Source organism: Mesorhizobium sp. B2-2-4 (genome assembly GCF_006442375.1).
In the GTDB taxonomy this organism is placed as follows: Bacteria; Pseudomonadota; Alphaproteobacteria; order Rhizobiales; family Rhizobiaceae; genus Mesorhizobium.
Window position 1 is genome coordinate 1 of sequence record NZ_VFWB01000001.1, and the last position, 14,556, is coordinate 14,556.

The 14,556-nt window shown below is 64.0% G+C and carries 12 protein-coding genes; 3 read left to right on the forward strand and 9 right to left on the reverse strand.

Annotation, left to right across the window (positions count from 1 at the left end; translation table 11 throughout):
• Positions 1-297: 297 nt before the first annotated feature.
• From FJ959_RS00005 to FJ959_RS00040, 8 genes are all read right to left on the reverse strand, one after another.
• Positions 298-1,875 carry an alpha/beta hydrolase gene (locus FJ959_RS00005; protein ID WP_181165413.1) on the reverse strand — a complete coding sequence of 526 codons (1,578 nt, stop codon included), beginning with the start codon at positions 1,873-1,875 and terminating at the stop codon, positions 298-300.
• Positions 1,876-2,811: 936 nt separating this feature from the next.
• Positions 2,812-3,165, reverse strand: coding sequence for a cupin domain-containing protein (locus FJ959_RS00010; protein WP_140501578.1), 354 nt, complete (start codon positions 3,163-3,165; stop codon positions 2,812-2,814).
• Between the two features lie 312 nt (positions 3,166-3,477).
• Entirely contained in the window at positions 3,478-4,371 is an 894-nt protein-coding gene (locus FJ959_RS00015) for a sugar phosphate isomerase/epimerase (protein WP_140627861.1), read from the reverse strand.
• A 72-nt stretch (positions 4,372-4,443) separates the two neighbouring features.
• Positions 4,444-5,382 (reverse strand): ABC transporter substrate-binding protein, encoded by a 939-nt coding sequence (locus FJ959_RS00020; RefSeq protein WP_140517934.1) that lies wholly within the window; start codon positions 5,380-5,382, stop codon positions 4,444-4,446.
• Positions 5,383-5,462: 80 nt separating this feature from the next.
• Entirely contained in the window at positions 5,463-6,461 is a 999-nt protein-coding gene (locus FJ959_RS00025; protein WP_140517933.1) for a ribose ABC transporter permease, read from the reverse strand.
• Positions 6,458-8,029, reverse strand: a complete 1,572-nt coding sequence (locus tag FJ959_RS00030; protein WP_140584662.1) for a sugar ABC transporter ATP-binding protein — start codon at positions 8,027-8,029, stop codon at positions 6,458-6,460. Before FJ959_RS00030 ends, FJ959_RS00025 begins: the two co-directional genes overlap by 4 nt.
• Entirely contained in the window at positions 8,026-9,393 is a 1,368-nt protein-coding gene (locus FJ959_RS00035) for an FGGY-family carbohydrate kinase (protein ID WP_140627864.1), read from the reverse strand. Before FJ959_RS00035 ends, FJ959_RS00030 begins: the two co-directional genes overlap by 4 nt.
• Complete coding sequence (locus tag FJ959_RS00040) at positions 9,390-10,172, reverse strand: DeoR/GlpR family DNA-binding transcription regulator (RefSeq protein WP_140525811.1); 783 nt, start codon at positions 10,170-10,172, stop codon at positions 9,390-9,392. Before FJ959_RS00040 ends, FJ959_RS00035 begins: the two co-directional genes overlap by 4 nt.
• Positions 10,173-10,359: 187 nt before the next feature.
• Between FJ959_RS00040 and FJ959_RS00045 the strand changes: the two genes are divergently transcribed.
• From FJ959_RS00045 to FJ959_RS00055, 3 genes are read left to right on the forward strand one after another with little or no spacing between them, the layout of a single operon-like run.
• Positions 10,360-11,403 carry a class II aldolase/adducin family protein gene (locus FJ959_RS00045; RefSeq protein WP_140584660.1) on the forward strand — a complete coding sequence of 348 codons (1,044 nt, stop codon included), beginning with the start codon at positions 10,360-10,362 and terminating at the stop codon, positions 11,401-11,403.
• 1 nt (position 11,404) lies between these two features.
• Positions 11,405-12,706: an FGGY-family carbohydrate kinase gene (locus FJ959_RS00050; protein WP_140627866.1), complete on the forward strand. Its 1,302-nt coding sequence runs from the start codon at positions 11,405-11,407 to the stop codon at positions 12,704-12,706.
• Positions 12,703-13,554: a TIGR01459 family HAD-type hydrolase gene (locus FJ959_RS00055; RefSeq protein ID WP_140567505.1), complete on the forward strand. Its 852-nt coding sequence runs from the start codon at positions 12,703-12,705 to the stop codon at positions 13,552-13,554. Before FJ959_RS00050 ends, FJ959_RS00055 begins: the two co-directional genes overlap by 4 nt.
• On the opposite strand, the gene FJ959_RS00060 is transcribed toward FJ959_RS00055, so the two are convergent.
• The gene (locus tag FJ959_RS00060) at positions 13,541-14,551 is read right to left on the reverse strand and encodes a sugar-binding transcriptional regulator (protein ID WP_140627869.1); all 1,011 of its coding nucleotides are present in this window, start codon (positions 14,549-14,551) and stop codon (positions 13,541-13,543) included. The genes FJ959_RS00055 and FJ959_RS00060 overlap by 14 nt on opposite strands.
• Positions 14,552-14,556: the final 5 nt, after the last annotated feature.

Sequence of the window (14,556 nt, forward strand, 5' to 3'; positions counted from 1 at the left end):
TCCCCCGCCACCGCCCTTCGCACGCGCGATGCCACCAAAGGCGGCGTATGCGATGCTTGCACCCAAGGCCGAAAGCAATACACGACGAGACGTAAACACTGTTCGATCCTCCTACAATTTCTGTGAAACTTCGGAATTTGATAATCGAAATGCGACACGCACGCGACTTCCACCCGCAAGACGAGAGGGGTCCTTAAGCGATGCTACCGTAGTGTTTAAATGATTTGCGAGTTCCGCTTTAGCTTAACTTCGTCGGCAGCAAAATATCGGAATTTACAATTTTGGCTAAGAGGAATTTCAGTGCCCAAATCGAAATCTCAACCTATCCTGCCTTGAGCGATTTGCTGATATAGAGTGTAGTGCCTCCGCTCCCGACCACAGTTCCTTTGGCGGGCTTGGAAATTGCGGGGCCCCCATCTCACCGATACATTCAGTCTTCAACTTGAGCTTGGGGTTTGCAAGGAAATCAGCAACTACTTTCGACCCGCACGGATCGGAATCAATGACATCGTGTCCGATCCCCCGAAAGACCACCACCTGGCCGAAAGGAAGGGTCTTCGCCGCGTGGTCCGCCCATGCTGTCGGCGTTGCTGGATCATATTCTCCCGACAACAGAAGAGTGGGTATGTCAGTGCGGCGCGGCTGCACCTGCGATGCTGGCCCGTTCTCAAGCATCCAAAGAGGGCATGCCCAGGAGTAGTCGTTCAGCTCAACCCATTTCGACCAGTATTTGTCCTGCTTGCCATTCAGATCGGGGAGATCGCTGTCGGAACAACTTACAGAGAAGTCCATACCTTGGGAGATCTCCAGGTCGTCAGCATCGAAAAGTATCTCCGCCAGGGGTCTGAAATCCTGTTTGTATGTCCTCTCGATCAGCTCCGGCAGGGTCAGGAGCGCATCGCGATCGTATAAAATGCCGAATATAAGCTCGAGGAAATCTGCCCCGGAGACATATGTGTAGCGCGCCTCTTTATCTGTGCTGCGCAAGAGCAAAGGCTGCCGATCCAGCTGTCTTGCAATAAGCTGAACAGCATTGGATATCCCATTCATGCATCTGTTCGCTGCCTCACAGTCTCGCTCTAGCAATTTTAACGATCGGTCGAGATTCGGCCCATCTTCGTTCAGGTAATTGATATCCAGCGGAACAACTGAATCCAATATACTCGCCGAGACCCCTTCGGGGTGCTGGTTCATCACTTCGAGTGCAAGCCTGGTGCCATACGAGACGCCATAGAGAACCCACTTTTCTATCCCGAGAGCCTTCCGAAGGTCATCAATATCCTCCGCATTCTCCTCAGTGTTGTAGGCATCAAGATCAATGCCCTTTGCGATCAACGCCGTCCTGCATGCAAGAACTTCATCTTTTTTGAGCTTGCTAAAGGTGGTTTCGACCTCAACGCTCGAGAGAATGGCGTTCCAATGATCGGGCTTGAAATATTGAGAACAGTCCAAGGCGGGAGCGGACTTTCCGATACCCCGCTGATCAGCGACGATTACTCGGCGTCCGATCATCCAACTCTGGGCGCCGATGAATTCCCACCATCCATCGATGTCGTCGCTATTGGCAATGTCGGTAGGCTGCCCCGGTCCTCCTGTGAGAAACACCACCGGTTCGTGCCGTTCGCGGTCCGGTTCGAATACGACCACGGACAGGACGACCTCGGTACCGCCCGTCTTCTTTCGATTTTCTGGAACATTCACGGTCCCACACGTCATTGCCCGATCCCGGGGAATTTCGAACCAACAGCTGGTTTTCTTGAACTCACCCGCAGTGAGCTCCCCACCCCCCAGGCAAATGAGGAACGCAACCGACGTGACCACGAGAAGAAAACACCAACCTGGTTTGATGTACGCGCGTCTAAACACGGTAGACATCTCGCCCCTCATTTATAAGTATATGAAAACTGCTCGATTACGGATCGAATATTCTTCGCGTCATCGACAAATCAGGAATAAAACGCCCGTAATCACGGCTTCGTTATTTTATTCAAGACGGAGAGTCTTCCCCCGACATTGCCAAGGAACAATTCCGTGTTTCAGAAAAATGGCAGGAAAAAACCTACCCTGCACGCAGCCTAACGACTCTCTCCATTTCGTGTTCCCAAGCGATATTGGGTTACTCCAACACAAAATTGGAAACAAGCTCGACAAACCGGAGATTATATTAGCGCTTTTGATTGAGCCGTGCGCGAGACAGTTGGTCAGCACTGCGCTTATGTAAGCCGTGTTTTGCGCTACATTGCTCATCCGATTTTGCGCGGGTGCTCGCACCCTCCTCCTTATGGTGGATTCCCATTCTTTAGCATTAACGCATATAAAGACCGCGCTTCTGCACTCACGATGGGAACACAACCATGCGGAATCGAAAGTCACTTCAACTGGCGCTTTGGGCTTGTATATCGCTTTTTCTCACCGACGCCGCCTTAGCGAAAGATGCCTACAAGACTCCCTGTAGAGCGGACGCCAAGCGGGTGTGCCACATGGACAACGAAGTGAAGGCGCAAGGCTGCCTTAAACAGCACCTCAGCGAAGTCACGCCGGCTTGCAAGGCCTTCCTCACTAAACAATGAAATGACCACGGATCCTGTTGTTCCGCGTGCTCCAACAGCGGGGTTGCTCGCCGTGGGGTCTCACGCGATGGCACGATGAGCAAGGCGGACACCGTTCGCCCTGCCGGCATTCTGGTCCCGTTCGCTCCAACCGGGCGCCAGTCACGGCCCCGCCAGTTGCGTGGACATGCGAGGATGGCCGGGATTGACGAAAGGTATCAAAGGCCAGCGAGCGGCTGGCTTGTCTGTCTGACAGCCTGCCTCAGCCCACCCTGACCACGAAATGCTTCGTCACCGGCTCGATGATCTTCCAGGTTCCCTTGAAATCGGCTTCCACCACGAAGGCGTCGCCGGGGCCGACTTCGACCGGCGTGCCGCCGTCGGGCGTGATGATGATGCGGCCGGCGATCATGTGCACGAACTCATAGTCGGTGTAGGTGGCGTGATACGTACCGGGCGACGCGCGCCAGGTTCCGGAGATCACCTTGCCGTCCGCGGTCGTGTGCTGGACTGCGGTTTGCATGGTCGGCCGGCCCTCGACCGCGATCCAGCCAGGCAGGTCGCCGGCTTCCGCGTGTTCGACGGTGCCGAATTTCAGGATCGTCTTGTTCGTCATGCCGGGGCTCCGTTTTGCTTCGCTGTCGCACCGTCGGATAGCCGTTACGCGTGGCGTGGGCAATGCCGCCAGGGGGACCAGGGCAACCAATCCGGGTTCACCGGCGCCTTCGCACTGTTTGACGGAGCTCTGAACGAAAAAACCCGCCTGCTCGGCGGGTCCCTGGCGCGACTCAGCACCATAGGCAATTTGTAGCATTAACTGCCTTCACAGTCAATGAAGCTGAGTTCGCGGCCTTGCACCAGGAACCAGGCGCGTCCGCGCCTGGGTTGGGCGATTTGGCAATTCCTGCTGCTCCTCAGTCTGAAATCCTCAGGGCTTGTGGCGCGCCGCGACGAGTTCCGCCTTGCGCCTTGCCGTTTCCATTCCCAGCCCGATGAAGGCGCGCGCGTGCTTGGCCAGCGCCATGTTGTCCGTCCACAGATTACGCCAGATGGCGGTCTTCTTCGACAGGTTCTCGTCGACGATCTCCGAGGAGAAGGATTCGAAGCTGAGATCGTCGGCATAGCCGCTCGCCGTCAGGGCATCGAATATCGCGGCGAAGTCGATATTGCCGGTGCCGAGGAAGCCGCGATGGCTCTCGCCGATATGAACATAGCCGATCCTGCCGGCGGCATGGCGGATGGCCAGCCCGACATCGGCCTCCTCGATGTTCATGTGGAAGGTGTCGAGGTGGAGAAAGATGTTGTCAGAGCCGGTGTCCTCGATGAAGGCCAAGCCTTGCGCCGCAGTGTTGAGCAGATTGCTCTCGAAGCGGTTGACGATCTCGAGGTTGAGCGTGACGCCTGCCGCCTTCGCGGTTTCGGCGACCTTGGCCAGCGTCCCGGCGCTGCGGTTCCACTGGTCTCGCGTCGGCGCCTCGGTCTGCAATCCGTGGCTGGTCGAGAGGATACCGGCGACCTTCTGGCCGCCGAGGTCGCGCGTCAGGGCGACGGTGTCGTTGAGGATCCCGACGCCGCGCGCGGCGACCGCCTTGTCGGCGCTCGAAATGTCGCCGTCGACCGGCAGGCCGATGCTGATCGCCACGCCGAGGTCGAGATCGGCGATGCGCTTGGCGAGCCCGCCAATATCGACATTGGCGGGGTCGAGATAGGAGAATTCGATCAGGTCGAAGCCGGCCTCCTTGGTGTTGGCCAGCGTGCGTTCGAGCTCGGCCTGCGTCGAGCTCGCCGACCAGACGAAAGAGTGGATTCCGATGCGCGACATGATCGTCTCCGGTTTTGCGACGAAATGAGGAGGACGCGGCAGGTCAGCCCGGCCGCGTCCGCCTTGGACTGATCAGCGGGCCGCGGTCCAGCCCTTGTAGTCCTTCAGATTCTCGGCGGTGATCAGCTTCGGATCGAGCAGCACCACCGGCTCCGCCGGCTTCTTGCCGGCAAGCACGTCGGCGGCCATCGTCAGCGACTGGCCGGCCATCACGTAGGGATCCTGCGAGGCAGAAGCCTTGATCATGGACTTGCCGGATGCCAGTTCCTTCTCGATGTCCGGCGCGCCGTCGACGGCGGTGAAGATGAACTCCGAGCGGTTGAGCTGCTTGGCGGCGAGCTCGGCGCCGATCGCCGTCGGATCGTTGATGGCGAACACCGCGTCGATCTTGTCGAAACGGGTCAGCAGCGACTGGAACACCTTCAGGCCGCCGTCGCGCGAGCCTTCGGCGTTCTGGTCGTCGGACAGGATCTTGATGTCGGGATGCTGGGCAAGCACGTTCTTGCAGCCCTTCACGCGCTCCAGGATCGACGAGGACGCCGGACCGTTGAGGATGACGTAGTTGCCCTTGCCGCCAGTTTGGTCGACCAGATATTGGCAGGCCTCCTCGCCGGCCTTGACATTGTTGGTCATAACGGTGACGTCGGCGCCTGGCGCGGAGACGTCGAAGGCCGCGACCACGATGCCCGCCGCCTGCGCCTTCTTCACCGCGGGCGCGATCGCCTTGGCATCGACGGCGTTGAGCATGATGACGTCGACGCCGGCGGCGATGAAGGAATCGACCTGCGAGACCTGCTTGTTCAAGTCATAGTCGGCCGACACCGACGTCACCTCGACGTTCGGATTGATCTTCTTGGCCGCGTCCTCGATGCCCTTGATGGTGGCGACGAAGAAGGGGTTGCCGAGCAGGCCGACCGAGATGCCGACCTTGTTCAGGTCCTTGGCCGATGCCGGCGCAATGGCGACGGCCGCGAACGCGGCGCCGCAGAGCAGTTTGGCGATGGTCTTCATTACGCTTACTTCCTCCTGATGCCCCGCGCCTCTCACGGTGCGTTACACAAGCCGGTCTTTGATGCCGGCGACAAGGTCACTCACGTTCTTGCCCCTGCCTGGAGCCTGTAGCGGTCGAGGGCGACCGCCACGATGATGACCAATCCCTTGATGATGTACTGCCAGATGTCCGAGACGCCGGCCAGGATGAGCCCGTTGGACAGCACGGCGATGATCAGTCCGCCGATCAGCGTGCCCCAGATCGAGCCGACGCCGCCGACGAAGCTTGTGCCGCCCAGGATGACCGCGGCGATGGCGTCGAGTTCGTAGGACTGGCCGAGCTGCAGGCCGTTGGCGGCATAGAGCCTGGCCGCCGACATGGCCCCGCCGAGACCTGCCAGCAGGCCGGACACGCCATAGACGAAGAGCAGCACCAGCGGCACCTTGATGCCGGTCAGCCGCGCCGCCTCGGCATTGCCGCCCACGGCATAGATCCAGGTGCCGAGCACGGTGCGTTTCAGCACCAGCCACGACACCACCACCACCGTCAGCGCGATGATGACCAGCCAGGGAACGCCGAACAGCGAGCCGTTGCCGATGAAGTCGAACGGCAGGTCGGAGTTGAACACGGTCGTGTCTTCACCGAGCAGGCGGGCGACGCCGCGCACGGCGGTCAGCGAGCCCAGCGTGACGATGAAGGGCGGCAGCCTGATATAGGCGATGAGCAGCCCGTTGATGACCCCGAAGCCGAGACCGACCAGAATGGCCGCCGGCACGCCGAGCAGGCCCCAGTCCGGCACCAGCGACACCAGCACCGCCACCATTGCGGAAGCGGCAAGGATCGAGCCGACCGACAGGTCGATGCCGCCGGTGAGGATGACAAAGGTCATGCCGGCGGCGAGCACGATGTTGATCGAGGATTGCTGCGTGACGATCAACAGGTTGGTGCCGGTGAGAAAGCGCGGATTGATGAACTGGAAGCCGGCCGCCAGCAACACCAGCACCGGCAGCATGCCGAGCGCGGCCAAAGCCGTGCGCAACCGCCGGCTCCTGACCGCCGCCTGATCCACACTCGTCGTCGCGGTCGTTCTGTCGGTCATCCCTTCGGTCCTTCCTGGGCCGCTCCCGTCGCAAGTTCCATGATCGCTTCCTGGCGAAGCGCCTCGCCCCGGGACGCCGTCACCTCGCCCGCTATGGCGCCGTCGCGCATCACCAGAACCCGATCGGCGACGCCGATCACCTCTGGCAATTCGCTGGAGATCATCAGTATGGCGATGCCCCTGTTGGCGAGATTGTCGATCAGCCGGTAGATTTCCGATTTGGCGCCGACATCGACGCCGCGCGTCGGCTCATCGAGGATGACCACTTTGGGTTCGGTCTCCAGCAGGCGGGCCAGCAGCACCTTCTGCTGGTTGCCGCCCGACAGCGAACCGGCATTGGCCTGCGCCGAGCGGGTGCGGATCGAGAGATCGGCGACGGCTTTCGCAGCGCGCCTGTCGGCGGCGGCGAAGTCCCGCAAGCCGCCGGCGCGCGCATCCCTGGCCAGCACGCCCATGTTGATGTTGTCGGAAATAGACATGTCGAGGAACAGCCCGAGTTCCTTGCGGTCCTCGGTGAGATAGGCGATGCCGGCATCGAGCGCCTCGCGCGGCGAGCCGATGGCGATCGGCTTGCCGTCGAGCTCCAGCGTGCCGGCGCTGCGCCGGTCGGCGCCGAAGATGAGCCTGGCAAGTTCGGTGCGGCCCGAGCCGACGAGGCCCGCCAGCGCCAGCACCTCGCCGTGATAGAGGTCGAAGGAGCAGTCCTTCAGCAGCCTGCCGTCGGACATGCCGCGCACCGACAGCGCCACGGCGCGCTTTTCGCCCGGCGGGCGGTGATCCTTCTTGTAGAACGCCGAGAGATCGCGGCCGACCATCATCGAAACGAGCCGCGAGGCGCTGAGGTCGGCGCGCTCCAGCGTGCCGACATAGCCGCTGTCGCGCAGCACGCTGACGCGGTCGGCGAGCTGGTAGACCTCTTCCATGCGATGGCTGATGTAGATGATGGCGATGCCTTGCGCCTTCAGCGTCGCGATCACCTCGAACAGCCGCTCGGTCTCGCGCGAGGTCAGCGACGTGGTCGGCTCGTCCATGACGATGATGCGCGCATTGGTCGACAGCGCCCGGGCGATCTCGACCAGCTGGCGCTCGCCGAGTGACAGGCCGGAAACCAGGGCACGCGCCGAAAAGGAAACGCCGAGCCGGCCGATGATCTCGGTCGCGCGCCGGTTGCACTGGTCGCGGTCGACGATGCCGAAACGGCGCGGTTCGTTGCCGAGGAAAATGTTCTGCGCCACGGTCAGATTGGGCGCCAGCGACAGTTCCTGGTAGATCACCGCGACGCCGCTGGCGCGCGCCTTGATCGGATCGCCGGTCGCGGCGGGCATGCCATCGATCAGGATCTCGCCCCCGGGATCGGGACGATAGGCGCCCGAAAGCACCTTCATCAGCGTCGACTTGCCGGCACCGTTCTCGCCCATCAGCGCGTGCAGCTCGCCGGCCTGGACGGTAAGCGAAACATCCTGCAGGGCGCGGATCGCGCCGAACGTCTTCGAAATATGGCGCATTTCCAGCACCGGGTGGCGTTCCGCCCCCATGCCGGCTGTCTCCGTCCTGGCCTGCGCGCTCATCGGGCTGCGACCTTGCCGGCGGTCCCGGCGACCAGATCGCGCCAGCCGTCGCGGTAGCCGGCGAGGCTGGTGAAGCGCACTGCTTTCACCGGCTCCGGCGGCTCGGCGGCGAATTCACGCCCGACGCTCTCGAAAGCCAGGGCCGCAGCGCCCGTGGCGCTGCCTTGCAGCGAAGCGCCCTGCATGAAGGCCTGCTCCGGCCGCAGCTGCGCCAGCAGGCTGGCGAGCAGGCCGCCAGTGTTGAGACCGCCGTCGACGATCACGGTGTTGCTGGAATGGATGAGGTCGAGGCAGAGGTCGAGCATCAGCGCGACATAGAGCAGTGCCACGGCCGCACGCTCGCCGGCATCAGGCGTGCGTCCGACCAGCCGGCCCGAACGGCCTGGCATCGGCCCGCCCGGCGCGAAGCTCGGTAATGCCATCATGCCGGCATCGATCGCCCGCTGCACCGCCGCGCCTTCGACCGGGCCTTGCCAGCCGTCGCTGATGGCGGCGAATTCGCGCCCGCCCATGAAGCGGATGGTCGGCACCGGGCCGCCGTCCACATCGACATTGACCAGCATGTCGCGATCGCGGTCGAGCGCCTCGAGCGGACAGTCGGGATTGAGCACGATGACCCAGGTGCCGGTCGAAACCACTGTCACCGAGCCCAGCCCCTGCCGCCGATAGGCATGGAGCGCGGCATTCGAGTCGTGGACGCCGTTGTGGATGGCGAGCGGCCGTGCCGCGCTGCCGAAGTCCTGCTCGCCGATGACAGTTCCCGCACGCGCGAAGGCCGGCATCTGGTGGCGCCACCCCTCGGCGTCGACCAGTGAGGAAAAATCGTGACGACGCGGCGCCCACAGATGCGAATGGCAGCCGAGATAGGACACTTCGCAAACCGGCCTGCCGCCAAGGCGCCAGCTCCAATATTGCGGATAGCCGAGGATCCATTTCGCCGTCGCGAAAGCGTCGGGTGCGGCCTCCTGCAGCCACAGCATGTGGCGGCCGTAGTTGAAACCGAGCGGCAGCCGCGGCGAGAACGTCTCGGCGTAGTCCGGAATGCGGCGATCGATCCGCGCGGCGATTTCGGCCGGCGGCTCCTGCTCATAGTCGAGGATCGGATGCGTCAGCGCCGCGTCGTCCACGAGGGCGAAGGTGCAGCCATGGCCCGACACCATCACCCCTTCCACGCCATGGTTTTCGATCACAGCGGTGACGGCGCCGAGCGCCCAATCGTGGAGGTCGGCCTCATCGAGCACGCTGAAGCCGCCTTGGCGCGTCCATTTCGGCTGGGTCCGGCGCTCGTCGAGAATGCGTCCGTCCTGGCCGAAGACGAACAGCTTCGAATTGGTCTTGCCGAAGTCGAGCACCGCGACCTTCATGCGATGGCTCCCGTGGTCGAAGCAATCCGCACCATGACGCCGGCATCCTCCAGCATGCGCGCGTCGGCATCGGAAAGACCGTCGTCGGTGACCAGCGTGCCGATGCGCGACAGGGGCAGCGCAACGTTACGGGCCTGGATCGAAAGCTTGCGGCTGTCGGCCAGCACGACGATCTGGTCGGCGCACTGGCTAAGCTCGACGATCGAGCGCACCAGCAGCGGGTGCGATTCCAGCAAGCCTTCCTGGCCGATGCCTTGCGCGCCGAGAAAGAACTTCGAAGCGTAGAAAGGTGCCGGATGGGTGAGCGAGTGAATGATGCCCGGCTCGCGGTGCAGGTCGCCGCCGGCAACGGTCAGGCTGCAATGGCCATGATCGCTCAGATACGCCGCCAGCGGCATCGAGTTGGTGTAGAGCCGGATGCTGCGCTCGGCGAGCTTGACCCCGAGATGGAAACAGGTCGAGCCGCCATGCACGATGACCGCGTCGCCGTCGCGCACCATGGTCGCGGCTAGGTTGGCGATCTGCCGCTTGGCCTCGACCGCGAGGTCGCGATTCTCGTCATAGGGCCGGGCATAGGCGACGCCGGCCTGCGACGTGCCGTCGAGCGCCGAAACACCGCCATAGACCTTGCGCGCCTCGCCCGCCTCGTCGATCCGGTCGATGTCGCGCCGCACCGTCGCGGCCGAAACGCCGAGCCGCTCCTGCAGCTCCCGCACCGAGGCGAAGGGGCGATCACGCAAGAGTTCGACGATCTGACGCTGGCGGCCGGAGTCGCTCAACTGTTTCCTCCAAAACGCCGTTCTGCGACGGCAGTTGGTGTAACTTACTCAACATTAGCTCGATTGCAAGCCGCAACTGACGGTATTCGATCACGGTTGACGGAACTCACTCTTATCTGCGATATCAACCCGTCGAATGCCCGACCACCGCATTCGACGGTTGGCGGATTGTTGGAGGAGATGCGTGATGGCGACCCAGGCGGATGCGCAGGAATTGGCGGCGCTGCGGGCGCTTTCGGCCGCCATCGGACAGGATCCGCATCTGACCCAGGCCGCCGGCGGCAACACCTCGCTGAAAGCCGGAGACACGCTGTGGATCAAGGCTTCCGGGACCTGGCTGAAAGACGCGCTCGCCGATGACATCATGGTGCCGGTGGCGATGGCGCCATTGCTCGAGGCGGTTGAACGACGCGACCCCGCCGCCGACCAGCCTCAGGCCTTCGCCATTGGCGCGCTCAACCCGCGCGGGCTGCGTCCCTCGATCGAGACCACGGTGCATGCCTTGATGCCGCAGCGCGTGGTCCTGCATGTCCACTGCGTCGACACCATTTCGCTTGCGGTGCAGGCCGATTGCGAGGTCCTGGCCGCGTGCCGGCTCGCAGGCATCCAATGGGCCTATGTTCCCTACCGCCGGCCGGGCCTGCCGCTGGCCCAGGGCATCTCCGAAAGGCTGCGGCCGGGCGTCGATGTCCTGATTCTGGGCAATCACGGCCTCGTCGTCGCGGCCGAGACCGTCACCGGGGCCGAGGCGCTGTTGCGCCGCGTGACCGGGCTTCTGGCAAGGGCGCCGCGCGACGCGGCCGCGCCCGACATCGCGGCACTGACCGCGCTTGCCGCAAATTCCGGCTACCGCTTGCCCGTCGACACCGAGGCGCACGCGGTCGCCATCGATCCCGACAGCCGCCGCATGGCATCGGGCGGCAGCCTCTATCCCGACCATGTCATCTTCCTCGGCAAGGGTTCGGTGGTGGCTGCGCCCGGCGAGGACGTCGCCGCTGTCGTCAGGCGTCGCGGCGCCCAGCCCCTGTCGATCCTGTTCCCGGGGCTCGGCGTCCTGATGCGCGCCAATGCCAGCGCCGGCGCCGACGCCATGCAGCGTTGCCTTGCCGACGTGACGGCGCGGGTCGATGTCACGGCGACGTTGAATTACCTTACCGAGGCGGAGAACGACGAACTCGTCAACTGGGACGCCGAGCAGTACCGCCAGAAACTGAACGCCTCCGGTGGCTGACATGTCGCCCGTCGCCGGCTCGCCTCTCTCGGATCGCCTCGTCATCGGCGTCGATATCGGCACCTCGGGCGCCCGCGCCGTAGCCATGCGCCCGGACTTTTCAATTGCCGGCCAAGCCGCCGTCCGCCTCGACGCATTTGGCCAGGATCCGCGCAGCCCGGCGGCATGGTGGCAAGCGGTCCGGGCAGCGCTGGCGGAGTTGATTGCGGGCATCGACCGGACCACGGTCCGCGCCATCGCCGTGGATGGCACCTCGGGCACGTTGCTGCCGGTCGACGGTGCCGGACGGCCGCTCGCCGAACCGCTGATGTACAACGACAAGGTCGCCGGCGACGATATACTGGCCGCGATCGCGCGCGAGGCGCCGGCGGGCAGCGCCGCGCACGGCGCGACCTCAGGCCTCGCCAAGGCGCTTCACTTCCAGCATCTGCCGGGCGTGGCGGCGGTGCTGCATCAGGCGGACTGGATCGCCGGACAGTTCTCGGGCCGCTTCGACGTCAGCGACGAGAACAACGCCTTGAAAACCGGCTACGATGTCGAGGCCCGCCGTTGGCCGGACTGGATCGCGGCGACCGGAATGCGCATGGATTTGCTGCCTGACGTCGTCGAGCCGGGCGACGTCACCGGCACGCTCACCGCGGCGATGGCGGATCTGTTCGGCTTGGGCCGCGACGTGATCGTCGTTGCCGGCACGACCGATGGCTGCGCCTCTTTCCTGGCGACGGGTGCGGCGGGGGTCGGCGACGGAGTCACGGCGCTTGGCTCCTCGCTTACCATCAAGATCCTGTCCGACCGGCCGATCTCGGCGCCGCGATACGGCATCTACAGCCATCGGCTGGGCAATGCCTGGCTGGCCGGCGGGGCCTCGAATTCCGGCGGCAAGGTGCTGGCGCAGCATTTTCCCCTCGCGCGCATCATCGAGCTCAGTGCCATGATCGACCCGGCGACCGAGACCGGCCTCGACTATTATCCGCTCGCCACATCGGGCGAACGGTTCCCGATCGCCGATCCGGCGCTCCCCCCGCGCCTCGTCCCGCGCCCGGTGGATGATGCCGACTATCTCAAGGCGATGTTCGAAGGCATGGCCGCGATCGAAGCGCTCGGCTATCGCCGGCTTGGCGAGCTCGGCGCGCCGGCGCTGACTTCGGTGCGCAGCGTCGGCGGCGGCGCGGCAAATCCGGCGTGGAGCGCGATCCGGCAGCGTAAGCTCGGCGTTGCGTTCTTGCCGGCTTTGTCGGACGAGGCCGCTGCCGGAACGGCGCGGCTGGCGTTGAAGGGTGCGAACGAGGCGGGGCTGCTATGAACCGGAAACTGGCTGAACGCCTCGACGGCATCGGACCGCTGGCGGAGCGCTACCAGGTCTTCCTGGTCGACCAGTTCGGCGTGCTGCATGACGGCTCGGCCCCCTATCCCGGCGCGGTGGCGGCCTTGGCTGCACTGAAGCGCGCCGGAAAGACCGTGGTGCTGGTCTCCAACTCCGGCAGGCGCGCCAAGCCCAACGAGGACCGTTTGCTGAGGCTCGGCTTCGAGGCCGGAAGCTGGGATCATTTCGTTTCCTCCGGCGAGGTGGCGTGGCGATCCTTCCACGAAATGGCGGGGACCGGAGCGTTGCGGCCCGGCACGAACTGCCTGTTGATCAGCCGCGATAATGACCGCACAGCGATCGAGGGCCTGCCTTTTGTGTTGACCGGAGCCGGCGATACCGCCAACCTGGTATTGATCGCGGCCAGCGAGGGCGACCGCTACGACCTGGACCATTATCGCCGCCTGCTGGCGCCGGCGGCGGCGCGAAAGGTGCCATGCTTCTGCACCAATCCCGACAAGATCATGCTGACGGCGGTCGGGCCTCGCTTCGGCGCCGGCGAGATCGCCGATCTCTACGAGAGCCTGGGCGGCAGCGTCACCCGCATCGGCAAGCCCGGCCCGGCGATCTTCGATGCCGCACTGGCGCTGGCCGGCGAGCCCGACCGCGCCAGCGTGGTCTGCGTCGGCGACAGTGTCGAGCATGACATAGCGGGCGGAAACGGCTCCGGCATCGCCACGGCGCTGGTCCTGAGCGGGATATTGGCGGACACTTCGGATCTTGTCGCTGTTTTCGACGAGGAGCAGGCCTGGCCGGACTACGTCACGGGGTCCTTCAGCTTCCGTTGACCGCCTCGAGCATGCGCCTTGCGCTCTCTTCGTCGGTGATCAGGATGGTCGGCGCGATCAGGTTCATGGCGCCGAGCAGCGCCGCTGTCTTCTCTTCGCCGCCGGACGTGAGAATGCGGATCGGCGCCTTGCGCAGCCGATCGACCTCCACCGACATCACATGGCTGTTGACGGGGTGGTCGACGAGATTGCCATTGCGGTCGAAGAAATGGAACAGAAGGTCGCCAACGGCGCCACGCGCAACCAAGGCCTCGCGGTCCGCCTCCTTAAGAAAGCCGCCGCGAGAGAAGGTAGTGGCCGAAGCGATGCCGCCGACGCTCAGCAGAACGGCATCGAGCACGTTGGCCATCTCAAAAACCTCCTGCAGTCCGCAACGCTCGACCAGCGCGATCTTGGTCTCGACGCTGTCGACGACGGCCGGCGTCGGGATCAGATAGCCGTCGCCCTGGAAGATTTGGGCGAAGCGCCAGGCGAACTCGGCCGGGTTGTAGCGGCGCACGACGCCCACACCGCCTAGCAGCGAAATGACCTTGAAGTCGGTGAGCGATTTGGCGCTGATGAAGGGCAGACTCGAGAACAGCGTCTGACCCCAGCCGACGCCGACGCGCATGCCGGATTTCATCGTGTCGGACAGGAAAATCCCGGTCTTCGCACTGATCGCGGGGATCGGATCGGCATTGGGCGCGGTCAGCGGCGCCACCAGCGCCTGCTTCAGGCCGAACGTGCGCTCCAGCGCGCGCTCCAGCCGCACGATCTCTGACAACTCGCTTTCGATGGTGATTTTCACCTCGTTGCGCGAGCGCGCCTCCGCCAGCATGCGAACGATGGTGACGCGGCCGACGCCGAGCACGTCGGCGATCTCGTTCTGCGTCATCTGCTCGACGAAATACATCCAGGCGGCGCGGATCCTGAGGCGGTCCGTGCGGCTCTCGTTGACGACCTGTTCGGGCGCCTCGGTCACTCCGCTTTCGCTATCGCCCTGCCGTCGCCTGCCCAACTGTC

Coding starts and splice junctions, on each gene's coding strand:
- FJ959_RS00005 (WP_181165413.1), bottom strand. CDS start 1,875: ATGTCTACCGTGTTTAGACGCGCGTACATCAAACCAGGTTGGTGTTTT.
- FJ959_RS00010 (WP_140501578.1), bottom strand. CDS start 3,165: ATGACGAACAAGACGATCCTGAAATTCGGCACCGTCGAACACGCGGAA.
- FJ959_RS00015 (WP_140627861.1), bottom strand. CDS start 4,371: ATGTCGCGCATCGGAATCCACTCTTTCGTCTGGTCGGCGAGCTCGACG.
- FJ959_RS00020 (WP_140517934.1), bottom strand. CDS start 5,382: ATGAAGACCATCGCCAAACTGCTCTGCGGCGCCGCGTTCGCGGCCGTC.
- FJ959_RS00025 (WP_140517933.1), bottom strand. CDS start 6,461: ATGACCGACAGAACGACCGCGACGACGAGTGTGGATCAGGCGGCGGTC.
- FJ959_RS00030 (WP_140584662.1), bottom strand. CDS start 8,029: ATGAGCGCGCAGGCCAGGACGGAGACAGCCGGCATGGGGGCGGAACGC.
- FJ959_RS00035 (WP_140627864.1), bottom strand. CDS start 9,393: ATGAAGGTCGCGGTGCTCGACTTCGGCAAGACCAATTCGAAGCTGTTC.
- FJ959_RS00045 (WP_140584660.1), top strand. CDS start 10,360: ATGGCGACCCAGGCGGATGCGCAGGAATTGGCGGCGCTGCGGGCGCTT.
- FJ959_RS00050 (WP_140627866.1), top strand. CDS start 11,405: ATGTCGCCCGTCGCCGGCTCGCCTCTCTCGGATCGCCTCGTCATCGGC.
- FJ959_RS00055 (WP_140567505.1), top strand. CDS start 12,703: ATGAACCGGAAACTGGCTGAACGCCTCGACGGCATCGGACCGCTGGCG.